Annotated in this window: 21 protein-coding genes, 1 tRNA gene and 1 pseudogene; 10 read left to right on the top strand and 13 right to left on the bottom strand. The window is 67.9% G+C overall.

The features are described from left to right. Nucleotides 1–2 precede the first annotated feature (2 nt). The 3 genes from glnD to DCD74_RS06300 all read left to right on the top strand — a co-directional run bounded on the left by glnD (nt 3) and on the right by DCD74_RS06300 (nt 5491). Nucleotides 3–2585: a [protein-PII] uridylyltransferase gene (glnD, locus tag DCD74_RS06310; RefSeq protein ID WP_112927702.1), complete on the top strand. Its 2583-nt coding sequence runs from the start codon at nt 3–5 to the stop codon at nt 2583–2585. Then, nucleotides 2582–3421 (top strand): 2,3,4,5-tetrahydropyridine-2,6-dicarboxylate N-succinyltransferase, encoded by an 840-nt coding sequence (dapD, locus tag DCD74_RS06305; protein WP_112926567.1) that lies wholly within the window; start codon nt 2582–2584, stop codon nt 3419–3421. The genes glnD and dapD overlap by 4 nt, the downstream gene beginning before the upstream one ends. An 84-nt stretch (nt 3422–3505) precedes the next feature. After that, on the top strand, nt 3506–5491 hold the full coding sequence (locus DCD74_RS06300) for a CocE/NonD family hydrolase (RefSeq protein WP_112926566.1): 1986 nt from the start codon (nt 3506–3508) through the stop codon (nt 5489–5491). A gap of 72 nt (nt 5492–5563) precedes the next feature. Here DCD74_RS06300 and DCD74_RS06295 read toward each other — a convergent pair whose 3' ends face one another. Continuing rightward, on the bottom strand, nt 5564–5920 hold the full coding sequence (locus tag DCD74_RS06295) for a hypothetical protein (protein ID WP_162615921.1): 357 nt from the start codon (nt 5918–5920) through the stop codon (nt 5564–5566). 159 nt (nt 5921–6079) lie between these two features. Here DCD74_RS06295 and DCD74_RS06290 point away from each other — a divergent pair, with 159 nt between their 5' ends. Both DCD74_RS06290 and dapE read left to right on the top strand, forming a co-directional pair. After that, on the top strand, nt 6080–6436 hold the full coding sequence (locus DCD74_RS06290) for a Spx/MgsR family RNA polymerase-binding regulatory protein (RefSeq protein WP_112926564.1): 357 nt from the start codon (nt 6080–6082) through the stop codon (nt 6434–6436). Nucleotides 6437–6442: 6 nt separating this feature from the next. Further along, nucleotides 6443–7573 (top strand): succinyl-diaminopimelate desuccinylase, encoded by a 1131-nt coding sequence (dapE, locus tag DCD74_RS06285; protein ID WP_112926563.1) that lies wholly within the window; start codon nt 6443–6445, stop codon nt 7571–7573. Here dapE and DCD74_RS06280 read toward each other — a convergent pair. Genes DCD74_RS06280 through DCD74_RS12920 form a run of 5 tightly spaced genes read right to left on the bottom strand, consistent with a single transcriptional unit; the run spans nt 7570 to nt 9777 of the window. Next, nucleotides 7570–8127: a peroxiredoxin family protein gene (locus DCD74_RS06280; RefSeq protein ID WP_112926562.1), complete on the bottom strand. Its 558-nt coding sequence runs from the start codon at nt 8125–8127 to the stop codon at nt 7570–7572. The two genes, dapE and DCD74_RS06280, sit on opposite strands and share 4 nt — an antisense overlap. Continuing rightward, a complete protein-coding gene (locus DCD74_RS06275) occupies nt 8118–8549 on the bottom strand; it encodes a DUF2231 domain-containing protein (protein ID WP_112926561.1) in 432 nt (143 codons plus the stop codon). The genes DCD74_RS06280 and DCD74_RS06275 overlap by 10 nt, the downstream gene beginning before the upstream one ends. A gap of 3 nt (nt 8550–8552) precedes the next feature. Beyond that, a complete protein-coding gene (locus tag DCD74_RS06270; protein ID WP_112926560.1) occupies nt 8553–8885 on the bottom strand; it encodes a hypothetical protein in 333 nt (110 codons plus the stop codon). A 1-nt stretch (nt 8886) separates the two neighbouring features. Next, nucleotides 8887–9402, bottom strand: a complete 516-nt coding sequence (locus tag DCD74_RS06265; RefSeq protein WP_237049692.1) for a sigma-70 family RNA polymerase sigma factor — start codon at nt 9400–9402, stop codon at nt 8887–8889. A gap of 24 nt (nt 9403–9426) precedes the next feature. Then, nucleotides 9427–9777 carry a hypothetical protein gene (locus DCD74_RS12920; RefSeq protein ID WP_237049670.1) on the bottom strand — a complete coding sequence of 117 codons (351 nt, stop codon included), beginning with the start codon at nt 9775–9777 and terminating at the stop codon, nt 9427–9429. 154 nt (nt 9778–9931) lie between these two features. Here DCD74_RS12920 and asnB point away from each other — a divergent pair, with 154 nt between their 5' ends. After that, nucleotides 9932–11617, top strand: a complete 1686-nt coding sequence (gene asnB, locus DCD74_RS06260; RefSeq protein WP_112926559.1) for an asparagine synthase B — start codon at nt 9932–9934, stop codon at nt 11615–11617. 9 nt (nt 11618–11626) lie between these two features. Here asnB and DCD74_RS06255 read toward each other — a convergent pair. The 3 genes and pseudogenes from DCD74_RS06255 to parC form a co-directional block, all read right to left on the bottom strand. Next, nucleotides 11627–12283, bottom strand: a pseudogene (locus DCD74_RS06255) (thiopurine S-methyltransferase). 8 nt (nt 12284–12291) lie between these two features. Further along, on the bottom strand, nt 12292–12672 hold the full coding sequence (locus DCD74_RS06250) for a VOC family protein (RefSeq protein ID WP_112926558.1): 381 nt from the start codon (nt 12670–12672) through the stop codon (nt 12292–12294). A gap of 64 nt (nt 12673–12736) precedes the next feature. Continuing rightward, nucleotides 12737–14989 carry a DNA topoisomerase IV subunit A gene (gene parC / locus DCD74_RS06245; protein WP_112926557.1) on the bottom strand — a complete coding sequence of 751 codons (2253 nt, stop codon included), beginning with the start codon at nt 14987–14989 and terminating at the stop codon, nt 12737–12739. A gap of 137 nt (nt 14990–15126) precedes the next feature. On the opposite strand from parC, the gene DCD74_RS06240 reads away from it, so the two are divergent. The 4 genes from DCD74_RS06240 (at nt 15127) to DCD74_RS06225 (ending at nt 18867) form a co-directional block, all read left to right on the top strand. Beyond that, a tRNA-Leu gene (locus DCD74_RS06240) sits at nt 15127–15211 on the top strand. 85 nt (nt 15212–15296) lie between these two features. Further along, nucleotides 15297–17792: a ribonuclease R gene (rnr, locus tag DCD74_RS06235; protein ID WP_112926556.1), complete on the top strand. Its 2496-nt coding sequence runs from the start codon at nt 15297–15299 to the stop codon at nt 17790–17792. Between the two features lie 35 nt (nt 17793–17827). Continuing rightward, a complete protein-coding gene (gene rlmB, locus DCD74_RS06230; RefSeq protein ID WP_112926555.1) occupies nt 17828–18574 on the top strand; it encodes a 23S rRNA (guanosine(2251)-2'-O)-methyltransferase RlmB in 747 nt (248 codons plus the stop codon). Between the two features lie 17 nt (nt 18575–18591). Next, complete coding sequence (locus DCD74_RS06225) at nt 18592–18867, top strand: CBU_0592 family membrane protein (RefSeq protein ID WP_112926554.1); 276 nt, start codon at nt 18592–18594, stop codon at nt 18865–18867. Here the strand turns inward: DCD74_RS06225 and rnt are convergent. The 4 genes from rnt to DCD74_RS13170 all read right to left on the bottom strand — a co-directional run bounded on the left by rnt (nt 18830) and on the right by DCD74_RS13170 (nt 21673). Further along, entirely contained in the window at nt 18830–19495 is a 666-nt protein-coding gene (gene rnt / locus DCD74_RS06220; RefSeq protein ID WP_112926553.1) for a ribonuclease T, read from the bottom strand. The two genes, DCD74_RS06225 and rnt, sit on opposite strands and share 38 nt — an antisense overlap. A gap of 9 nt (nt 19496–19504) precedes the next feature. Continuing rightward, nucleotides 19505–20257: an HvfC family RiPP maturation protein gene (locus DCD74_RS06215; RefSeq protein WP_112926552.1), complete on the bottom strand. Its 753-nt coding sequence runs from the start codon at nt 20255–20257 to the stop codon at nt 19505–19507. Next, nucleotides 20254–21078 (bottom strand): HvfB family MNIO-type RiPP peptide maturase, encoded by an 825-nt coding sequence (locus tag DCD74_RS06210; protein WP_217424294.1) that lies wholly within the window; start codon nt 21076–21078, stop codon nt 20254–20256. Before DCD74_RS06210 ends, DCD74_RS06215 begins: the two co-directional genes overlap by 4 nt. Nucleotides 21079–21142: 64 nt before the next feature. Further along, nucleotides 21143–21673 (bottom strand): HvfA family oxazolone/thioamide-modified RiPP metallophore, encoded by a 531-nt coding sequence (locus DCD74_RS13170; protein ID WP_174887963.1) that lies wholly within the window; start codon nt 21671–21673, stop codon nt 21143–21145. Nucleotides 21674–21753 lie beyond the last annotated feature (80 nt).

Below are 21753 nucleotides of genomic sequence, written 5' to 3'. Positions count from 1 at the left end.
GCATGCAGGCGTGGGCCGCATCGGCGCGTGCGCGTCTGGCCGCGCTGGATGCGGCGCTGGCCACCCGGTTCGATGAGGGCGAGGCCGCCTACCGCTTGTCGCGGGCGCGTTCGGATGGCATCGATGCGCTGATCCTCGAAGCCTGGGCGCAGTGCATGCCCGTCGATGCCGCGTTGTCGCTGTTCGCCGTCGGTGGCTACGGGCGTCGCAGCCTGTATCCGCAGTCCGATGTCGATCTGCTGGTGATGGGCGACGAGGCCGCGCAACAGGGCCATGGCGAAGCGATTTCCGCGTTCATCGCGATGTTGTGGGATGCCGGCGTGCAGGTCTCGCACGCGGTGCGCTCGTTGACCGCGACCCGTGAGGCCGCCGCTGTCGACATCGCTACCCAGACCGCGTTGATGGACGCGCGCTGGATGACAGGCGAAGCGGGTGCGGAAGCCGCCTTGCTCGGTGCCATCGCCCCCGAGGCCAACTGGCCGCCGCGCGACTACTACCTGGCCAAGCGCGAGGAACTGCGCCGCCGCCACGCCCGTTTCGGCGACACCGCCGACAACCTGGAACCCAACATCAAGGAAGGCCCGGGCGGCCTGCGTGACCTGCAGACGCTGCGCTGGATGGCGATGCGCGTGTACGGCATCGGCGGGCTGGCCGCGCTGGAGGCGATGGGCAAGATCGGCCACGACGAGCGCGAGACCATGCTGCGCGCCGCCAGCGAACTGCAGCAGTTGCGCTGGGGCCTGCACCTGGTTGCCGGCAAGCGCGAGGAGCGCCTGCGCTTCGATTACCAGCGCCTGCTGGCGGCCCGCCTCAACGGTCTGGAGGATGCCGGCAACGGCGATGTCGAGCGGATGATGCAGGGCTTCTACCGCAGCGCCGCGCTGGTGCTGCGGATCGGCGAGCGCCTGCTGCAACGCTTCGAGGAGGAGTTGGAAGGCGAGGCCGCGCCGCAACCGCTGGGCGAGGGCTTCGAGCTGCGCGGGCGCTGGCTGGCGGCGACTGATCCGGCCTGGCCGCATGGCGATGCCGCGCAGGTGTTCGCGCTGTTCTCCACCTGGGCCGAACTGCCCGAGGCCACCGGCCTGCATTCCGGCACGGCGCGCGCGCTGGCCGAAGCGCTGCCGCAGGTGCCGGCCTTCCATGACGCCGACGACGCCCTGCGTGCCCGTTTCATGCAGCTGCTGCAGCATCCCCATGCCGTGCAGACCTTGAAGCGGATGTCGCAGCTGGGCCTGCTGGCGCGCTGGATTCCCGCGTTCGCGCGGGTGACCGGGCGCATGCAGTTCGACCTCTTCCATGTCTATACCGTCGACCAGCACACGCTGGCGCTGCTCGGCAATTTCGCGCTGTTCCAGCAGGGCGCGGACACCGAACGCTTCTCGATGGCGCACGAAGTCTGGCCGCGCCTGCGCCGTCCCGAGCTGCTGTTGCTGGCCGGCCTGTTCCATGACATCGCCAAGGGTCGCGGCGGCGATCATTCCGAACTCGGTGCGGTCGATGCGCGCGAGTTCTGCCTCGCGCACGGGCTGTCCGAGGGCGACACCGAACTGGTCGCGTGGCTGGTGCTCAAGCACCTGCTGATGTCGGTGACCGCGCAGAAACAGGACATCGCCGACCCCGAGGTCGTGCAGCGTTTCGCCGAGACCGTCGCCGACCGCGAGCATCTGGACCATCTCTATCTGCTGACCTGCGCCGACATCGCCGCTACCTCGCCCAAGCTGTGGAATGCGTGGAAGGACCGGCTGCTGGCCGATCTCTACGTCGCCACGCGGCTGGCGCTGCGACGCGGGCTGGAAAACCCGGTGGCCGCCGCCGAGCGCATCGCCGAGACACGCGCGAGCACCCGCGAGCTGCTGCGCGCGCATGGCGTGACCGAGACCCAGGCCGACGCGCTGTTCCTGACCATGCCGGAGGAAAGTTTCCTGCGCGGGCATCCCGACCAGGTCGCGTGGCAGGCCGGCGTGCTGGCGCGGGATGTCGATGCCGACTTGCATGTCGCCGCACGCGCGCTGGCCGGTGACGAGGCCGGCGTGCTGGAAGTCTTCGTGCGTTCGCCCGACCGCGACGGCCTGTTCGCCGCCATCGTCGCCACGCTCGACCGCGCCGGACTGGCGATCCAGCAGGCGCGGCTGCTGCACGGGCCGGGCGGAAGCGTCTTCGACACCTTCCAGTGCATGCCCATCGACCCGCAGCGCCCCGCCTTGGCCGCGCAGGTGGAGCAGCGCCTGCGCGATGCCCTGTCCAAGGCCGACCTGTCCGAGGTGCGCCCGCCGCGCCGCACCCAGCCGCGCCACCTGCAGCATTTCCGCATCCGCCCGCAGGTGGCGTTTGTCGATGCCGACCACGGACGCCGCACGCTGATGAGCCTGGTCTGCACCGACCGGCCCGGCCTGCTGGCCGATGTCGCGCAGACCCTGCGTGCGCATCGCCTGCGCGTGCACGATGCGCGCATCGCCACCTTCGGCGAGCGCGCCGAAGACGTCTTCCAGATCACCGACGAGCGCGACCTGCCGCTCGACGAACCCCGCCAACACGCCCTGCGCGAAGCCCTGCTCGCCAGCAATTCCGGAGAACACCCGCCATGACCGACGCCCCCCACGCCGCACTCCGCAGCCGCATCGAAACCGCCTTCGAGCGCCGCGCCGAACTGGACGCCGCATCGCTGGCCGCGCTGCATCCCGATGTCGAGGCGGCCATCGACCTGCTGGAATCCGGCGCCGCACGCGTGGCCGAACCGGTGGACGGCGGCTGGCAGGTCAACGAATGGCTGAAGAAGGCGGTGCTGCTGTACTTCCGCACCCACGACATGCAGGTGATGGCCGGTGTGCCGGCGCCGTACTGGGACAAGATCCCGCTGCGTTTCGACGGCTACGACACCGATGCGTTCAAGCGCGACGGTGTGCGCGTGGTGCCGGGCACGGTGGCGCGCCGTGGCTGCCACATCGGCCGCGACGTGGTGCTGATGCCGAGCTTCGTCAACATCGGCGCGCACGTGGGCGAGGGCACGATGGTCGATACCTGGGCCACCGTCGGCAGCTGCGCGCAGGTCGGAAAGCACTGCCACATCAGCGGCGGCGCGGGCATCGGCGGCGTGCTGGAACCGCTGCAGGCTTCGCCCACCATCATCGAGGACCACTGCTTCATCGGTGCCCGTTCGGAGGTGGTGGAAGGCGTCATCGTCGGCCACCACAGCGTGATCGGCATGGGCGTGTTCCTGGGCCAGTCCACCCGCATCTACAACCGCGAAACGAAGGAAATCAGCTACGGCGTGGTGCCGCCGGGCAGCGTGGTGGTCAGCGGTTCGCTGCCGGCCGCCGATGGCTCGCATTCGCTGTACTGCGCGGTGATCGTCAAGCAGGTGGACGAGAAGACCCGCAGCAAGACCTCGGTCAACGACCTGCTGCGCGGATTGGCCAGCTGAATACCGCCCGGTCGTGACCTTTGGCAGGGGGCCGGCGCCGGCCCGCCTGCGAACAATGCAGGATTGTCGAAGGGGAGTCCTGCCATGCCTGTCGGTTCATCCTTCCGCCGTGCGGCGCTGCCGCTGGCGTTGAGCCTGGTCGTCGCGGCCTGCGCGCAGCAGCCGACCCGCACCACGGCCCCCGAAGCGCCGAAAGCCGCGGCCGCCACGCAGGCACCGGCTGCGGCATCGAGCCCGGAGATGCGCGCCTTCCTTGAGCAGGTGCGCGAACGCAGCGCCTACATCAAGGCGCATTACGGCAAGGCCGAATACGACATCGCCATGCGCGACGGCATCAAGCTGCACACGGTGGTCTACACGCCGAAGGATGCCGGTGCGGGCAAGACCTATCCCATCCTGATGCAGCGCACGCCGTATGCCTGCGGACCCTATGGCGAAGGTGCCTACGAAGACACGCTCGGCCCGACCGCCGATTACGAGAAGGACGGTTTCATCTTCGTCTGCCAGGACGTGCGCGGGAAATACATGTCCGAAGGCGAGTACGTGAACATGCGTCCGGTCGAAGGCAAGGTCAACGACAACACCGACGCGTGGGACACGGTGGACTGGATGGTGAAGAACCTGCCGGGCAACAGCGGCAAGGTCGGCCAGATGGGCATTTCGTATCCCGGCTATTACAGCGCGGTGTCGGCGATCGACACGCACCCCGCGCTGGTGGCGATCTCGCCGCAGGCCCCGATCGCCAACTGGTTCCTCGGCGACGACATGCACCGCAATGGCGCGTTCACGCTCAACATGGCCTACGGTTTCTTCCACGGCATGGGCTTCGGCTATCCGCGTCCCAAGCCGACTGCGGATTCGCCCAGGCGCTACGACTTCGGCACGCCCGACGGCTACGACTACTACCTGCGGCTGGGCGGGCTGTCGAATGCGCCGAAGCGCTTCCGCGAGCCGGTGGCATTCTGGGACGACGTGGTGAACCACCCCAATTACGACGCGTTCTGGCAGGCGCGCGACCTGCCTTCGAAGATGAAGAACGTGCGTGCGGCGGTGATGATCGTCGGCGGCTGGTTCGACACCGAGGACCTGTACGGCCCGCTGCATCTCTACCAGGCCATCGAGAAGAACAATCCCGGCATCCAGAACACCTTGGTGATGGGGCCGTGGACGCATGGCGGCTGGTCGCGCGGCAAGGGCGAGCGGGTGGGCGATGCGGAATTCGGGCGCGAAACCTCGCTGGATTACCGGCCGGTCGAATACGCCTTCTTCAGGCAACACCTGAAGGGTGAGGGCGATGCCAACCTGCCGGAAGCCTGGATGTTCCGTACCGGCGCCAACCAGTGGGAGCGCTACGCCAGCTGGCCGCCGAAGCATCTCGACATGCGCACGCTGTATTTCCAGCCGCAGGGCGGGCTGCGTTTCGATGCCAAGCCGGTGGCGGCGAAGGGCTTCGCCGAATACGTGAGCGATCCCGCCAAGCCGGTGCCGTACACCACCGAGATCATGACCGGCTGGAGCCGCGACTACATCGCCGCCGACCAGCGCTTCGCCGCCTCGCGTCCCGACGTGCTGGTCTACCAGACCGAACCGCTGCCCGAGGACACGACCATCGCCGGGCCGATCAAGGCCAAGCTGTGGGTCTCGACCACCGGCACCGATGCCGACTTCGTGGTCAAGCTGATCGATGTCTACCCGGACGACCTGCCGACCTCGGCGGAAGACCGTGCCGCCGGCCGCAAGCCGCGTGGCGGCCTGCAGCAGCTGGTGCGCGGCGAACCGATGCGTGCGCGCTTCCGCAACAGCTTCGAGAAGCCCGAGCCGATGGTGCCCGGCAGGCCGACCGCGGTGGACTACCAGCTCAACGACGTGCTGCACACCTTCAAGAAGGGCCACCGGATCATGGTGCAGGTGCAGTCGAGCTGGTTCCCCTTCATCGACCGCAACCCGCAGAAATACGTGCCCAACATCTACAAGGCGACCGACGCGGACTTCATCAAGGCCACACACCGGCTCTACCAGAACGCGCAGTACCCGACAGCGTTGGAAGTGGGCGTGCTGCCCAAGGGCTGATGCGTCATCGCGGCTGCAACGAAAACGGGCACCCACAGGTGCCCGTTTCTGCATGTCGATGTCGATGCGTGATCAGCGACGCGCGTAGCGATAACCGCGGCGCTGGCAATCGAACCTGCCGTGACGCGCGAGGCATTGCGCCGCCGTCATCCGGCGCTGGTGCGACTGCCGGACCGCCGCGCGATGGCGGGCATGGTCGCCGCGCAGGACGCGCTTGTGGCGTTCGTGCGCACCGCGGATGTTGCCGTTCCTGAGATCGCGCACATCCTGCTTGACGTTGGAGGTGACGCTGCGGAAATCCGCCTTGATGTTCTGCTTGAGGCTCTGCACCTGCGCGCGCGGCGTGCTCTGCGCCATCGCCGGCGCGGTGGCCAGGCCGAAGGCGAGCAGGGCGGTGGCGAGCGAAGTCTGGATGGCGAAGCGCTTCATCGCGTTCTCCTTGTGCTGTGCGATGCGGCCATGCTGGAGGGCCGCGCATGAACCGCGCCGGTCTCCGTGACGTTCGCGCGGGATGGTGTTCAGCGAAGGCGTGCTGGCGTGGCCCGGTGCGACTGGCGACAATGCCGCATCCCGCATGGATCGACGCGCATGACCACGCTGCATGGCCTGAAGAACTGCGACACCTGCCGCAAGGCGCAGAACTGGCTGAAACGCTTCGACATTCCCTATCAATTTGTCGATGTGCGCGAGGCACCCCCTTCGCCCGACACCCTGCTGGCGTGGAAGGAGGCGGTCGGCGGTTGGGATGCGCTGGTCAACAAGTCATCGACCACCTGGCGGCAGTTGCCGCCGAACCGGAAGACGCCGGGCAGCGATGCCGAATGGAAGCTGCTGCTGCGCGAACATCCCGCGCTGATCAAGCGCCCGCTGGTGGTGATGGACGATGGCCGCGTCAGCCAGGGCTTCAGCGACAACGGTTTCAAAAAGCTGTTCGGAGTCGGGTGAGTGGCGATGAGCGACGTCCTCGACCTCACCCGCGAACTGATCGCGCGGCCCTCGGTCACGCCGGACGATGCCGGTTGCCAGGCCTTGATCGGCGAGCGCCTGCAACGCGCCGGTTTCGACATCGAACAGCTGCGCTTTGGCGATGTGGACAACCTCTGGGCCACGCATGGCGAAGGCGGGCCGGTGCTGGTGCTGCTCGGCCATACCGATGTGGTGCCGCCGGGCCCGCTGGACGCATGGGCGAGCGATCCGTTCACGCCGGAGATCCGCGATGGCGTGCTCTACGGGCGCGGCGCGGCGGACATGAAAGGCAGCGTGGCGGCCTTCGTGGTGGCGCTGGAACAGTTCGTCGCCGCGCATCCGGATCACGTGGGCACCGTCGCGTTGCTGCTGACCTCCGATGAGGAAGGCGATGCGATCGACGGCGTGCGCAAGGTGGCCGATCTGTTCCGCGAGCGCGGTCAGCGTATCGACTGGTGCATCACCGGCGAGCCCTCGTCGAAGCAGACCCTCGGCGACCTGCTGCGCGTCGGGCGTCGCGGTTCGCTGTCGGCGAGGCTCACGGTGAACGGTGTGCAGGGCCATGTCGCGTATCCGGAGAAAGCGCGCAATCCGATCCACCAGGCCCTGCCTGCATTGGCGGAACTCGCCGCGCGGCGCTGGGACGAGGGTTACGAAACCTTCCCGCCCACCTCGCTGCAGATCACCGACGTCCACGCCGGCAACCACGCCAACAACGTGATTCCCGGCGCGCTCGAAGTGCTGTTCAACCTGCGCTACAACCCGCATTGGGATGCGGCGAAGCTGGAAGCCGCCTGCGAAGACATCCTGCGCGCGCATGGACTGGACTACCGCATCCACTGGCATCGCAGCGGCGAGCCGTTCTACACCGCCGAAGGCCCGTTGCGTGCCGCCGCGCGCGAGGTACTGGCGGCGATCTCCGGCGATGTGCCGGAGGAAAGCACCGGCGGCGGTACCTCCGATGCGCGCTTCATCGCGCCGCTGGGGGCGGAGTGCATCGAGATCGGGCCGGTCAACGCCAGCATCCACAAGGTGGACGAGCATGTGCGCGTGGTGGACCTGGAAGCGTTGCCGGCGCTGTATCGCGCACTCTGCGAGCGATTGCTGGCCCGCTAGGCGGCTTGCGCCTGCGGCAGCGCTGCCTGCCCAAGCCACGCATGCACGCGCGCCAGCGGGATGTGGTCGCCGGCATCGCGGCCGTACCAGGCTTCGACGATGTTGCCCTGACCATCGACAAGGAAATCAGCAGGCAGGATGTTGGTCGTATTGAGGCCGTGCAGGCCGACGAAGCGTAGACCGCGCAGCAACGTGGGGATGCGGGTCAGGGTCGCCTTCAGCTTGCCGCGCAACGACTGCTCGATGCGGTAGGCCTGGTGCGCGTTGCCGCTGGGGTCGGCGATCACCGCGAAGGGTCGCGGCGTGCGGGCGACGAAGCGCTTCACCGCTGCGACATCCGACGTGAACACCGCGACGACATCCAGCCCCTGCTTCGACAGCGCATCGTGGTGCCGGGTGAATTCGTAGATGCGGAAGTTGCAGAACGGGCAGGCGGCGTCGCGGAAGAAGCTGACCAGCGCGGGCCGTCCGGTGGCACCGCCCAGCTGCACGCGCTGACCGCGGATGTCGAACAACAGGCATTGGGGAGCGGGTGTCTGCGCGGTCAGTCGCATGGCGCGCGGGTTCCTGTGCCGTGGTGGTAGACGAGGCGGCCGCCCTGCCAGCCGCCGACAGTGAGCGCGATGAAGCCCGCGACATCCAGCGCGAGCGGCCACGCGCCGACCTGCGGCTCATGCAGATGGTTGACGCGCAGCAGCAGGCTGCTGGCGTAGAGCACGAACGCGGTGAGCATCGCGCCCATGTGTATCCATGCCGTGCGCATGGCCGGGCTGCCGGCGGGAATGCGCGTGAACTCGTACAGCCCGGCCGCCGCCGCGGGCAACGCGATGCCGGTGCCGGCGAGCAGCAGCACGCCACACAGCCGTGCCGCATCGCCACCGAAATGCAGGCTGGCGAAATCCGCCAGCGTGCCCAGCGACCAGCACGCGACCGGGAAATGCACCAGCGCCGGATGCAGGGGATGGCGGCCTTCCATCGCTCAGAAGAACAGGCTGAGCAGGGTGAGGAAGCCGGCCGCGCCCGCATGGATGATGACCACCGCCTTGGGCGGCAGCGTGCGGCGCAGGTGGAAGGAGGCGAGGAAGAATCCGCCCAGCGCCGCCAGCAGCAGCAGACCGAAGCCGACCAGCACGCGTTGCGGCGGTGAGCCCTGCAGCATCAGCAGGATCAGCAGCACCAGGCCGGTCGCGCCGAGCAGGGCATGCAGCACGGAAAGCGCCCACGGCGCGAACTGGCCGCGCAGCACGCGCGTGGCCATCACGAGGCCGCCAACGGCGCCGATGGCAAGGACGATCAGGGCGTACTCGAGCATGTCAGTGTTCTCCGGGGTGGGTGGGATGTGGCATCGGTGCGGCAACGGGCAGGCGCTGCATGACCGCGTCGGTCAGGCGTGCGCAGCGCGGGCCCAGGAAGGGGAAGGCATCGCCCAGCGAGGACGCGACGGATTCCTCCAGCGCCAGGCGCAATTGCCGGCGCGCGCGATGCAGCCGCGTCTTCACCGTTTCCGGCAGGATGCCGAGCGCCTCGGCGGTTTCCTCGGTGCTGCATTCCTCGATGTCGCGCATCACGAAGACCACGCGGAAGGCTTCGGGCAGCGCGGCGATGGCGTTTTCGATGAACCCGCGCATCTGCAGGCGTGAAGCGGAATTGGCCGGATCTTCCATGCCGAACCTCGTGGGGAATTGAAGGATGCGGGCGTCGCCACGCGCGGCATCGACCTGGTCCAGATCGACCGTGGGATGACGCTGGCGCAATCGCGCGTAGCACTCGTTGAGCACGATGCGGGTCAGCCAGGTGGTGACGGCGGCATCGCCGCGAAAGGCCTGCAGCGCACGGAAGGCCTTGATATAGGCCTACTGCAGCGCGTCCTCGGCTTCGGCATCGTCGTTGAGCACGGCGCGGGCGGTGCGGAACAGGCGCTGATTGCATTTTTGCATCAGGTGCCGGAACGCCTCGCGGTGGCCGGTCCGGGCCAGCACCACCAGCTGGTCAAGCGTCTGGGCCGCGTAATCGATTGCGTCGCGTGGAACGGGGCTGACCATCTGGAGTCCTCGGTTGTCCTGCATGGGATGCGGCGGACGCGGAAAAGGTTCCCGCCCGGGATTGCGCTTGGTCCGCGCGCGGGTGCACACTCGGGCCATGATGAACCCGCGCACGCCTGCCCACGCCTTCGCCGCCCACGTCGCGGCGGTGCCGGCATGCATGGTCGCCAACGCCAATAACCGCAATAACGCCAGCCTCCCGCGGGCCAGCGGTTAGCGCGTCCTCTCCACGCCAACCTTCCTGAAGCCCGCCCTCCAAGGCGGGCTTTTTCGTTTCCGACCACCACGCATCACCCCCACGACAAGGAGTCCGGCCATGTGTTCCATCCTTTCCGTCATCGACCTCCGCCCCGGCAGCGATCTCGCCGTGCTGCGGCCACTCGCGCTCTCGCTGTCCGCACGGCAGCGCCATCGCGGGCCCGACTGGAGCGGCGTGTACCAGCATCCCCATGCGCTGCTGGTGCACGAGCGATTGGCCATCGTCGATCCCGCTGGCGGCGCGCAACCGTTGCTCTCCGGCGACGGGCAACTGGCGCTCGCGGTCAACGGCGAGATCTACAACCACCGCGAACTGCGCACGGATCTTGAGGACGCCTACGCCTTCCAGAGCGGCTCCGATTGCGAGGTGATCAACGCGCTGCATGCCCGCGATCCCGAGGGCGATGCCGGCGCGTGGCTCGACCGGCTCAACGGCATGTTCGCCTTCGTGCTGTGGGATGCGCGGCGGCAGCGCGCGATCATCGCCCGCGACCACATCGGCATCTGCCCGCTGTACTGGGGCCACGATGTCGAAGGCCGGCTGTGGGTCTCGTCGGAGATGAAGGCAATCGCGCGGCTGTGCGATGACGTCGCCCAGTTTCCGCCCGGCCACTGGTTCGACACGCGCAGCGGCGTGCTGCATCGCTATTACCAGCGGCCATGGCGGGATGTCGCCGCCACCGAAGGCGTGCAGGTATCGAAGGCCGCCCTGCGCGAGGCGTTCGAAGCCGCCGTGCATCGCCAGTTGATGAGCGATGTGCCCTACGGCGTGCTGCTGTCGGGCGGGCTGGATTCATCGCTGGTCGCCGCCTGCGCCGCGAAGTTCGCCCGCCAGCGCATCGAGGACGATGACGCCTCGGAAGCCTGGTGGCCGCGCCTGCATTCCTTCGCCATCGGGCTGGAGGGCTCGCCCGACCTCAAGGCCGCGCAGATCGCCGCCGATGCGCTCGGCACCGTGCACCACGGTTTCACCTACACCTTCGAGGAAGGGCTCGACGCGATCCCCGACGTCATCCGCCATGTCGAGACCTGCGACGTCACCACCATCCGCGCCTCCACGCCGATGTACCTGCTGGCGCGGCGGATCAAGGCGATGGGCGTGAAGATGGTGCTGTCGGGCGAGGGCAGCGATGAACTGTTCGGCGGCTACCTGTATTTCCACAAGGCGCCGGACGCGCGTTCTTTCCACGAGGAACTGGTGCGCAAGCTCGACGCGCTGCACCAGTACGACTGCCTGCGCGCCAACAAATCGATGATGGCCTGGGGCGTGGAGCCGCGCGTGCCGTTCCTGGACCGCGAATTCATCGAGGTGGCGATGGCGATGGATGCCGAAGCGAAGATGGCGAAGGGCGGGCGCATCGAGAAGCACGTGCTGCGCGCGGCCTTCGAAGGCGTTCTGCCCGACGAGATCCTGTGGCGGCAGAAGGAGCAGTTCAGCGACGGCGTCGGCTACGGCTGGATCGACGGCCTCAAGGCGCACGCCGAAGCGCAGGTGGGCGATGCCGAATTCGCCATGGCCGCGCAGCGTTTCCCGCACAACCCGCCGCAGAGCAAGGAGGCCTATTTCTATCGCCGCCTGTTCGAACGCGAATTTCCGGGCGAAGGCTGCGCGCGCACGGTGCCGGGCGGCAAGTCGATCGCCTGCTCATCACCGGCGGCGATCGAATGGGATGCGGCGTTCTCGGCGGCGGCGGATCCCTCGGGACGCGCGGTGGCGGGGGTGCACAACGCGGCGACTGCCTGAGGCTTCGCGTCAGCGTTTGTCGAGCCGATAGACGGTCGTGTGCAGGGCGCCCACGCCTTCGGCGACGAAGGCGGGCTGCTGCGCAAGGATGTCGCGCCGCTCCAGCAGCGTAACATCCCAGCCCGGCGAAAACAGTGCATGCACCTCGTTTTCGCTGACCGAGAACGGTGGGCCGGCCTTCTGGTGCTGCGGATACTCCAGCGTGATCAGCAGGCCACGGCAACCCGAAGGCAGCCGCGCGTAGAACGTGTCGGCATAGCGGCGGCGCAGTTCGGGCGGCAGCGCGATGAGTGCGGCGCGGTCGTAGACATGCCGGCAGTCGGCGAGCGTGGCGGCATCGATTTCGAACACATCGGCCTGGAGGATGTCGATGGCGCCCGCACGATGCAGCTGCCCGGCCGGCGTATCGACCGCGTCATCGTCCAGACCCTGTTCGGCGAAGAACGCCGCGATGCCTTCCGCCGCGACTTCGATACCCAACACGCCATGTCCCCGCGCGGCCAGCCACGGCATGTCCAGCGTCTTTCCACACAGCGGCACTACCACGCGCGCACCGGGCAGCGGATCAATCGCCGGCCAATGCTTCTGCAGCAGCGGCATCACCTAATCGCGATGCCAGCCGGTTTCGCCGCGCTGCCAGCGGCTTTGCCAGTAAGCGGCGTCCATGTCGCGGCCTACATGCCCGCGGCGGGTTGCCAGAGTTCGATCTTGTTGCCTTCGGGGTCGATCACCCAGCCGAACTTGCCCTGCTCGGAACTGTCGGTCTTGTCCATCACGTTGCAGCCTTCCTCGCGAAGGGCCGCCAGCAGCGCGTCCACGTCTTCGACGCGGAAATTGACCATGAACGAGGCGATGCCCGGCTGCATGTAATCGGTGTCGGCGGCGAACGGGCTCCACACGGTGAGGCCCGATTCCGAGCCTTCGCCGCCCCATTTGATGATCGCGCCGCCCCATTCGGTGACGTCGAGCCCCAGATGGTCGCGATACCAGGCCGACAGCGCCTTGGGGTCGTTCGCCTTGAAGAAGATGCCGCCGATGCCGGTCACGCGTTTCATCCGATCACTCCCGTGTTGGAAATCCCGATGCCGCCCCCGTTGCGTGCGCGGCCTGCGTCAACAATCAGCCTTCCGCCGAAAGCGCATCCACCTTCTGCCAGCCGCGCGGCAACAGGCTGCCCCGCGAGGCGCGCGCGCCCAGGTATTCGTCCAGTTCCTTCCACGACAGCGTCATGGTGCGGGCACCGGACTTCACCTGCAGCTTGCCGCCTTCGGGGATCACCGCGACCGCGACCACCTTCTCGGTGCCGCGCTTGGCCTTGGGGATTTCGATCAGCTTGTTGCCCTTGCCCTTGTCGAGCTCAGGCAGGTCGGCCAGCGGGAAGGCCAGCACATGGCCGGCGCTGGTGGCGATCACGATGCGGTCGCTCTCCACTTTCGTCGCGGGAGCGGGCTGCAGCACGTCGGCGCCGTTGCCGAGCGAGATCATCGCCTTGCCCGCCTTGTTGCGGCCGGTCAGGTTTTCGAAGCGGGTGACGAAGCCGTAGCCCTCGCTCGATGCCAGCACCAGGCGCATGTCGTTGTCGCCGCTGGCCAGCGCGCGGAACGAAGCGCCCGACGCCGGCGAGAAGCGCCCGGTCAGCGGCTCGCCATTGCCACGCGCCGAAGGCAGCGTGTGCGCGGCGGTGGAATAGCTGCGGCCGGCGGAATCCAGGAACGCGACCTGCTGGTTGCTGCGGCCCTTGACCGCGGCAAGCAGGCCGTCGCCATCGCGGTAGGACAACGCGGCGGCATCCACATCGTGGCCCTTCGCCGCGCGTACCCAGCCCTTTTCGCTCATCACCACCGTCACCGGTTCGCTGGCGACCAGTTCGGTTTCGTCCAGCGCCTGCGCCGCCACGCGCGCGACCAGCGGTGAACGCCGCGCATCGCCGAACTTCTTCGCATCGGCCAGCAGTTCTTCCTTGATCAGTTTCTTGAGCTTGGCATTGCTGCCGAGCGTCGCGATCAGGCGGTCGCGCTCGCTGTCGAGCTGGTCCTGCTCGCCACGGATCTTCATTTCCTCCAGCCGTGCCAGCTGGCGCAGCTTGGTGTCGAGGATATAGTCGGCCTGGTCGTCGCTGAGCGCGAAACGCGCCATCAGCACCGGCTTCGGCTCGTCCTCGCTGCGGATGATCCGGATCACCTCGTCCAGGTTGAGGAAGGCGGTCAACAGGCCTTCCAACAGGTGCAGGCGGCGCTCGACTTTTTCCAGCCGGTGCTTGAGGCGGCGGACCACGGTGTCCTGGCGGAAGCGCAGCCACTCCGACAGCAGCATCTTCAGGTTCTTCACCTGCGGCCGGCCATCGAGCCCGATCACGTTCATGTTGACGCGGTAGCTCTTCTCCAGATCGGTGGTGGCGAAGAGGTGGCCCATCAGCTGGTCGATGTCGACGCGGTTGCTGCGCGGCACCAGCGCGATGCGCACCGGCGTGGCGTGGTCGGATTCGTCGCGGATGTCCTCCAGCCACGGCAGCTTCTTCGCGCGCATCTGCTGCGCGATCTGCTCGATCACCTTCGACGGCGACACCTGGTAAGGCAGCGCGGTGATGATGATGTTGCCGTTCTCCTTCGCGTAGGTCGCGCGCACGCGCACGCCGCCGTTGCCGGTCTCGTAGATCGTGCGCAGGTCGGCGACCGGGGTGATGATCTCGGCGGTGGTCGGATAGTCCGGCCCGAGGATGTGCTCGCAGAGGTCGGCGACCGAGGCATCGGGATCCTCCAGCAGGCGGATGCAGGCGCTCACCACCTCGTTGAGGTTGTGCGGCGGCACGTCGGTGGCCATGCCGACCGCGATGCCGGTGGTGCCGTTGAGCAGCAGGTGCGGCAGGCGCGCCGGCATCCACGTCGGCTCTTCCAGCGTGCCGTCGAAGTTGGGATCCCAGTCCACCGTGCCCTGGCCCAGTTCGCCCAGCAGCACTTCGGCGATCGGCGTCAGCTTGGACTCGGTGTAGCGCATCGCCGCGAAGGATTTCGGGTCGTCCGGCGAACCGAAGTTGCCCTGGCCTTCGATCAGCGGATAGCGGTAGGAGAACGGCTGCGCCATCAACACCAGCGCCTCGTAGCAGGCGCTGTCGCCATGCGGGTGGTATTTGCCGATGACGTCGCCCACGGTGCGCGCGGATTTCTTCGGCTTGGACCCGGCGTTGAGGCCGAGTTCGCTCATCGCATAGATGATGCGGCGCTGGACCGGCTTCAGCCCGTCGCCGATGAAGGGCAGGGCGCGGTCGAGCACCACGTACATCGAATAGTCGAGGTAGGCGCGCTCGGCGTACTCGCGCAGGGGGATCTGCTCGAAACCGTGGAAGGCGGGGCGGGTCAGGTCGTTGCTGCTCATCGGTGCTTGCGTGGAAAACAAGCGGTGATTCTAGGCGGTGCCGTCATCGGGCGGCGGCCGCGCGTCACCACGCACGGGGATGAAGCGGGAAGACCGTTGACATCCGCCCGGCCAACAAGCAAGATACGCGCCCACCTGCCCAGGTGGCGGAATTGGTAGACGCACTAGTTTCAGGTACTAGCGGGTAAAACCGTGGAGGTTCGAGTCCTCTCCTGGGCACCAGACATGAGAAACCCCCGAGCGATCGGGGGTTTCTTTTTGCCCGTCTTCCGCGGAGCGATCACCCGGCCTGTGCCACGATGGCGGGATGAAGAAAACCTCCAGCAAGGGCCCGCGTTCGCCGGGCAACAGCGCCGGCAAGCCCGGCCATCGCACACCCAAGGCCACCCAAGCCCCGGCAACGCCCGCAGGCGGCGCCAAGCGCAAGCCGGCGAAGGCCGCGGCGCCGTGGTTGCCGGAGCATCTGGCCAAGCCCGCGCGCGGCGGTGGGCCCGGCAAGCCCGGCAAGGCGCCGGCACGCAAGGGCTGGGCACCGGGCGAGGTGGGCAAGCCGGGCAAGCGCCCGATGCAGGATCCCAACCACCACCGCGAGGCCCAGCGCTACGCCGAGCCCATCGCCAGCCGCGATTTCATCCTGCAGGTGCTGGCCGAGGCCGATGGCCCGATGGCCGCCGACGCGCTGGCGCAGCAACTCGGCCTGACCGCGCCCGACCGCCGCGAAGCACTCGACCGCCGCCTCGGCGCGATGGTGCGCGATGGCCAGTTGCTGCAGAACCGTCGCGGGGCGTTCGCGCCGGCCGCGCAGCTCGACCTGATGCCGGGCACGGTCATCGCCAATCCCGAAGGTTTCGGCTTCCTGCGCCCGGACGCGGGCGGTGGCGAGGACCTGTTCCTGCCGCCGGCCGAGATGCGCAAGGTGATGCATGGCGACCGGGTGCTGGCCAGCGTCACCGGCATGGATCGCCGTGGCCGCCGCGAAGGCGCCATCGTCGAGGTGCTGGAGCGCCGCGTCACCCGCCTGGTCGGCCGCTATGACGAGGAGGCCGGCGTCGGCTTCGTGGTGCCGGACGACGCCCGCATCCAGCGCAACGTGATGATCCCCGAGGCTGAGCGCAACAACGCGAAGCGCGGCCAGCTGGTCGTCGCCGAGATCACCCAGGCCCAGGATGCGCGCCGCCCGCCGATCGGCCGCATCGTCGCGGTGCTGGGCGACAAGCTGACGCCGTCGCTGGTGGTGGAAGCGGCGATCCACGGCCACGACATCCCGCACGAATTCCCGCAGGAGGTGCTGGAGGAAGCCGCCGCCGTGCCGCTGGAAGTGCCGGCTGCCGTCGCCGCCACCCGCGTGGACCTGCGCGCGATGCCGCTGGTCACCATCGACGGCGAGGACGCCAAGGATTTCGATGACGCCGTCTACTGCGAACGCACCCGCGGCGGCTGGCGGCTGGTGGTGGCGATCGCCGATGTCTCGCATTACGTGCGTCCCAGCACGCCGCTGGACGACGAGGCGCAGAAGCGTGCGACCTCGGTCTACTTCCCCGGTTTCGTGGTGCCGATGCTGCCGGAGACGTTGTCCAACGGCATCTGCTCGCTCAACCCGAAGGTGGACCGGCTGTGCTTCGTCTGCGACATGCAGCTGGACAACCACGGCGTCACCCAGTCGGCGGAGTTCTACGAGGCGGTGATGAACTCGCACGCCCGCCTGACCTACACCGAAGTGTGGAACGTGGTGGGCGAGGGCATCCCCGACGAAGACCGCGAGGCGGCGGAAGCCAAGATCGGCCCGCTGCTCGGGCATGTGCGCCACCTGCACCAGCTCTACCGGCAGATGGCGAAGGCACGCGAGGCGCGTGGCGCGATCGAGTTCGAGTCGGGCGAGGTGCGCTTCGTCCTCGACAACCGCGGCGAAGTCACCCAGGCCGGCATGCTCCAGCGCAACGACGCGCACAAGCTGATCGAGGAATGCATGATCGCGGCCAACGTGCAAGCGGCGGAATTCCTGCTGGCACGCGGCATCCCCGCGCCGTTCCGCATCCACGAGCGCCCGCCGGAGCAGAAGTACGCCGACCTGCAGGAGTTCCTGAAGGAATTCAAGCTGTCGATGCCGCCGTGGAGCAAGGTGCATCCGCGCGACTTCACCGCGCTCATCCACAAGGTGCGCGAACGCGCCGACGCCGCGCTGATCGAATCCGTATTGCTGCGCAGCCAGTCGCTGGCGGTGTATTCGCCGAGCAACGTCGGCCACTTCGGGCTGGCGCTGGAGAGCTACGCGCACTTCACCTCGCCGATCCGCCGCTATCCCGACCTGCTGGTGCATCGCGCCATCAAGCATGCGATCGGTGGCGGACGGGCCGATGATTTCCGCTACAGCGCGCGCGACATGGACCAGCTCTCGCTGCAGAGTTCGGAACGCGGACGCCGTGCCGATGAAGCCGAGCGCGAGGTGGACGAGCGTTACCGCGCGGCGTGGATGGAGAAGCACGTCGGCGGCGAATTCGACGGCGTGATCAGCGGCGTCACCAGCTTCGGGCTGTTCGTCGAGCTGGACGATTCCAAGGTCAACGGGCTGGTCCACGTGACCCAGCTGCCGCACGACTTCTACCACTTCGACGCCATCCGCAAGACGCTGACCGGCGAGCGCCGTGGCCGCCAGTTCCGCCTCGGCGACCGCGTGCGCATCGTGGTGCTGAAGGCGAGCCTGGAGGAACGCAAGATCGACTTCCGGCTGGTCGATGAGGACGATGCCGCCCCAGCACGGCCGCCGCGCGGTCAACCGGCCAGGCGGCCCAAGCAGAAGTATTGAGGGAAGCGGCTTCGGCCAACGCCTACAATGCCGGCATGAGCAAAGCTTCCCAATGGATCGCCGGCATCAACGCCGTGGCCTCGGCCCTGGAGCACGACGCGGACAACGTCCGCGAAGTGCTGGTGGAGGCGGGCGGCAAGAACACGCGCCTGGCCGATATCGAAACCCAGGCGCGCCGGCTCGGCATCGATGTGCGCCGCGTGGCGCAGCAGGCGCTGGAAGGCGTGGCCGGCGGTTTGCGTCACCAAGGCGTGGTCGCGCGCTACCAGGCCGCGAAAACCTGGGACGAGCATGAGCTGGCCGCGCTGATCGAGCAGGCCGAAGGCCGTGCGCTGGTGTTGGTGCTCGATGGCGTGCAGGACCCGCACAACCTCGGCGCCTGCCTGCGTTCGGCGGCGGCGGCGGGCGCGACGGCGGTGGTGATTCCGCGCGACAAGGCGGTGCAGGTCAACGCCACCGTGCGCAAGACCTCGGCCGGTGCGGCGGACCGCATCCCGGTGGTGGCCGCGACCAATCTCTCGCGCTGCCTGCGTGACCTGCAGAAGCAGGGTGTGTGGATCTACGGGCTGGCCGGCGAAACCGAGGCCTCCCTCTACGGCATCGACCTGAAGGGCAATGTCGCGCTGGTGCTGGGCAGCGAGGGCGAAGGCCTGCGCCGCCTGACCCGCGAGAACTGCGACGCGCTGGTGCGCATCCCGATGCCCGGCGAAATGGAAAGCCTCAATGTTTCGGTGGCGAGCGGCATCGCGCTGTTCGAGGCCGTGCGCCAGCGCCAGGCCTGAGTTGCAAGGGGGAAACGATGGGCTTTGAACTCGCGTGGTACGACTGGGTCGGCCTGCTGGGCACGGCGACCATCCTGTTCGGCTTCTTCATGCTGCAGGCCGGGCGCCTGCACGGCACCGGCCTGGTCTACCAGCTGCTCAACCTGCTCGGCGCGGGCGGAGTGCTGGTCTCGCTGGCCGGCAAGTTCAACCTGTCGGTCTTCGTGCTCGAAGGCATCTGGATGCTGATCAGCGTGTACGGCATCGCGCGGACGCTCAGGTCGCGTCGTCGGCCATCTCCACAGCAGGGCTGACCGGCAGCTGCATCGGCCATGCATTGGCGATGCGGCAGAACAACTCGGCGGTGATCTCGGCGTCGTACACGGCCGAATGCGCATCCGCCGAATTCCATGTCAGCCCGGCCGCCTGCACCGCGCGTGCGAGCACGGTCTGTCCGTAGGCCAGGCCGGCCATCGTCACCGTGTCGAACACGCTGAAGGGGTGGAACGGATTGCGCTTGTGCTTGCTGCGCGCGACCGCGGCATTGAGGAAGTTGAGGTCGAAGTGCGCGTTGTGCCCGACCAGGATCGCGCGCTGGCAGCCCTGCCGCTTCACCGCCTCGCGCACCGGGGCGAACACATGCTCCAGGCCTTCTTTCTCTTCCTTCGCCAGCCGGAACGGATGATCGAGCTGGATGCCGGTCACCGCGAGTGACTTGGGATCGATGTCGGTGCCGGGCGCGGGATGCAGGTGCGCGCACGCGGTCTTGCCGGGGTAAAGACGTCCGTCTTCGTCCATCTCCAGCGGAATCGCGGCGATTTCCAACAACGCGTGGCGGTTCCAGTCGAAGCCGCCGGTTTCCACATCGACCACCACCGGCAGGAAGCCGCGGAAACGGGTGGCCATGGTCATGGGTTTGTGGGGAGGCGGGGCGTCGGGCATGCACGCAGTTTAGCGGCTGCGTATACCGATCACCGTGCCCTCGTCACGCAGGCGCTGCAGCATCGCGCGCGCATCGTGGGCGAAGGCCGCGTCATCGGGCAGGCCGGCTTCGTGCGCCAGTGCATCGATGAGCGTCTGGCCGCTGTGGCCTTCGTCGGCCTCGATCATCTGCAGCAGCCGGAAGGCGAGCGCCGATAGTCTCGCGAAATGCACCTGCATCGCGGCATCGCGGCGCACCAGCAGCAAGGTCGGTTCAACCGGGGAAGATGCGGGCTGGAACGCCGGCCCGATCCGGTCCACCGGCCACGCGTAGGCCAGCGGCCAGGCCTGCGGTGACAGCACCGGTACGCCGGTCAGCAGGTCGCCATCGGGCGCGTGCGGCGGCAGCGGCGCATCGTCGATCTGCGCGCGCAGTTCCATCCATTCGTAATGCGCGAGCTCCGGCAGCCACGACGGAAGGCGTTCGACGTTGTCGGCGAGCCAGGCGATGAACTCCGGCGCGATCTCGGTGAACAGCGGCGTGGCGCAGCGATGTTCGCGATGGAAATCGCCGACCAGCGTCATCCACGCATCATCGCCCAGCGTCCTGCGGATGACCGGGAAGTTGGCGGCAAGCAGCGATTCCAGCGTGGCGCGGAACAGCTCGCGATAGACCGCCATGCGGCGCGGTTCGATGCCGGGCGGCGGCGGATTCGCGGCGTCGCGCAGATGGGCGGCGAAGGCGAACTGGCGGTCGCGCAGGCGGTCGTCGTGCGCGCTCATGCGTGTGCCGCCTGCAGGGTGCGGATGCGCGAGAGTTCGTGTTGTAGTTCAGGCCATGCGGGGTAGTTGAAGTCGCGTTCGAGCAGCGTCGGCTGCACGCCGTGGCGCGCATAGGTGTGGTCGAGCAGGGCCCAGACATCGTCTTTCACCGCCGCGCCGTGGGTGTCGATCTTGAGGTCGTCGGCTTCGTCGTAATGGCCGGCAATGTGATAACCGGCGATGCGCGCGGTCGGCATCGCGTCGATGAAGGCGCGGGCGTCGTAGCCGTGGTTGATCGCGTTGACGAAGACGTTGTTGACGTCGAGCAGCAAGTCGCAGTCGCCGGCATCGATCACCGCGTTGATGAAGTCCGCTTCCGGCATGCGCTGCCAGGGCGCGGCGTAATAGCTGACGTTTTCGATGGCGATGCGCCGGCCGAGGCGCTGTTGCACCTGGTCGATGCGTGCGGCGACGTGCGCCACGGTCACTTCGTCGAAGGCCAGCGGCATCAGGTCGTAGAGATGGCCGTCATCGGCGCTGTAGCTCAGGTGTTCGCTGTAGTGGTGGATGCCGTGCCGCTGCATGAAGCCGGCGATGCCGTCGAGCAATGCGTCATCCAGCGGCTCGGCGCCCCCGAGCGAGAGTGACAAACCGTGCAGGGTGACCGGAAAGCGCGCGGCCAGCGCGTCGAAGCGGGCGCCGAGCGCGCCACCGACGCCGATCCAGTTCTCCGGCGCGCATTCGAGGAAATCGAAATCACCGGCGGGCGCGGACGCGATGGCATCCATCAATCCCCGGCGCAGGCCGAGGCCCACCATCGCCATGCCGTGTTCCGCGTGCATCACCGGTCGCCTTCAATGCGAAGGGCGCCCCGTGAGGCGCCCTCCATCAAACCGGGCGTGCGGGTCAGAGGCTGCCGCCGCACTTGCCCTCGCCACATTTGCCTTCGCCGGCCTTGGCGTCGTTGCCGCCGGCCTTGGCGGGCGCGGCGCCGCACTTGCCCTCGCCACATTTGCCTTCGCCGGCCTTGGCGTCGTTGCCGCCGGCCTTGGCGGGCGCGGCGCCGCACTTGCCTTCACCACACTTGCCCTCGCCGCATTTGCCTTCGCTGGCCTTGGCGTCTTTTTTCCCGCCCATCGCGGCGTGGGCCTTGTCCATCTCGGCCACGGTGATGAAGCCGTCGCTGTCCAGGTCGTGCGCGGCGAACTTGTCGGTCTTGCCGCCGTGCGCCGCCGCGAATTCCGTCTTCGACAGCTTGCCGTCGCCATCGGTGTCCATCTGCTTCATGTGGTCCGCGGCGCTGGCGTGCTCATGCGCCGCGTGCTCGTCCTGCATGTAGCCGGAGACCATGGGGGCGATGGCGAACGCGGCGCCGGACAGGGCGATGCCGCCAGCCAGGGTGCCGAGGGCGAGGGTCTTGTTGCGCTTGGTGGTCATCGGACGCATCCAGTGAGGGAATGCGCGGATGGTAGCGCCGCGGCGCCATCCAAGGGTAAAGAAAACGCTATCGGCCCGGA

It is taken from the genome of Lysobacter oculi, assembly GCF_003293695.1.
Lineage (GTDB): Bacteria > Pseudomonadota > Gammaproteobacteria > Xanthomonadales > Xanthomonadaceae > Solilutibacter > Solilutibacter oculi.
The sequence above is the reverse complement of the archived record's forward strand: the minus strand, read 5'-3'. Positions and strand labels throughout refer to the sequence as shown.

Bases quoted from the DNA above. Each gene is read 5' to 3' on its own strand.
- glnD (WP_112927702.1), top strand. From the start codon at position 3: ATGCAGGCGTGGGCCGCATCGGCGCGTGCGCGTCTGGCCGCGCTGGAT.
- dapD (WP_112926567.1), top strand. From the start codon at position 2,582: ATGACCGACGCCCCCCACGCCGCACTCCGCAGCCGCATCGAAACCGCC.
- DCD74_RS06300 (WP_112926566.1), top strand. From the start codon at position 3,506: ATGCCTGTCGGTTCATCCTTCCGCCGTGCGGCGCTGCCGCTGGCGTTG.
- DCD74_RS06295 (WP_162615921.1), bottom strand. From the start codon at position 5,920: ATGAAGCGCTTCGCCATCCAGACTTCGCTCGCCACCGCCCTGCTCGCC.
- DCD74_RS06290 (WP_112926564.1), top strand. From the start codon at position 6,080: ATGACCACGCTGCATGGCCTGAAGAACTGCGACACCTGCCGCAAGGCG.
- dapE (WP_112926563.1), top strand. From the start codon at position 6,443: ATGAGCGACGTCCTCGACCTCACCCGCGAACTGATCGCGCGGCCCTCG.
- DCD74_RS06280 (WP_112926562.1), bottom strand. From the start codon at position 8,127: ATGCGACTGACCGCGCAGACACCCGCTCCCCAATGCCTGTTGTTCGAC.
- DCD74_RS06275 (WP_112926561.1), bottom strand. From the start codon at position 8,549: ATGGAAGGCCGCCATCCCCTGCATCCGGCGCTGGTGCATTTCCCGGTC.
- DCD74_RS06270 (WP_112926560.1), bottom strand. From the start codon at position 8,885: ATGCTCGAGTACGCCCTGATCGTCCTTGCCATCGGCGCCGTTGGCGGC.
- DCD74_RS12920 (WP_237049670.1), bottom strand. From the start codon at position 9,777: ATGCATGCCGGCACCGCCGCGACGTGGGCGGCGAAGGCGTGGGCAGGC.
- asnB (WP_112926559.1), top strand. From the start codon at position 9,932: ATGTGTTCCATCCTTTCCGTCATCGACCTCCGCCCCGGCAGCGATCTC.
- DCD74_RS06250 (WP_112926558.1), bottom strand. From the start codon at position 12,672: ATGAAACGCGTGACCGGCATCGGCGGCATCTTCTTCAAGGCGAACGAC.
- parC (WP_112926557.1), bottom strand. From the start codon at position 14,989: ATGAGCAGCAACGACCTGACCCGCCCCGCCTTCCACGGTTTCGAGCAG.
- rnr (WP_112926556.1), top strand. From the start codon at position 15,297: ATGAAGAAAACCTCCAGCAAGGGCCCGCGTTCGCCGGGCAACAGCGCC.
- rlmB (WP_112926555.1), top strand. From the start codon at position 17,828: ATGAGCAAAGCTTCCCAATGGATCGCCGGCATCAACGCCGTGGCCTCG.
- DCD74_RS06225 (WP_112926554.1), top strand. From the start codon at position 18,592: ATGGGCTTTGAACTCGCGTGGTACGACTGGGTCGGCCTGCTGGGCACG.
- rnt (WP_112926553.1), bottom strand. From the start codon at position 19,495: ATGCCCGACGCCCCGCCTCCCCACAAACCCATGACCATGGCCACCCGT.
- DCD74_RS06215 (WP_112926552.1), bottom strand. From the start codon at position 20,257: ATGAGCGCGCACGACGACCGCCTGCGCGACCGCCAGTTCGCCTTCGCC.
- DCD74_RS06210 (WP_217424294.1), bottom strand. From the start codon at position 21,078: ATGCACGCGGAACACGGCATGGCGATGGTGGGCCTCGGCCTGCGCCGG.
- DCD74_RS13170 (WP_174887963.1), bottom strand. From the start codon at position 21,673: ATGACCACCAAGCGCAACAAGACCCTCGCCCTCGGCACCCTGGCTGGC.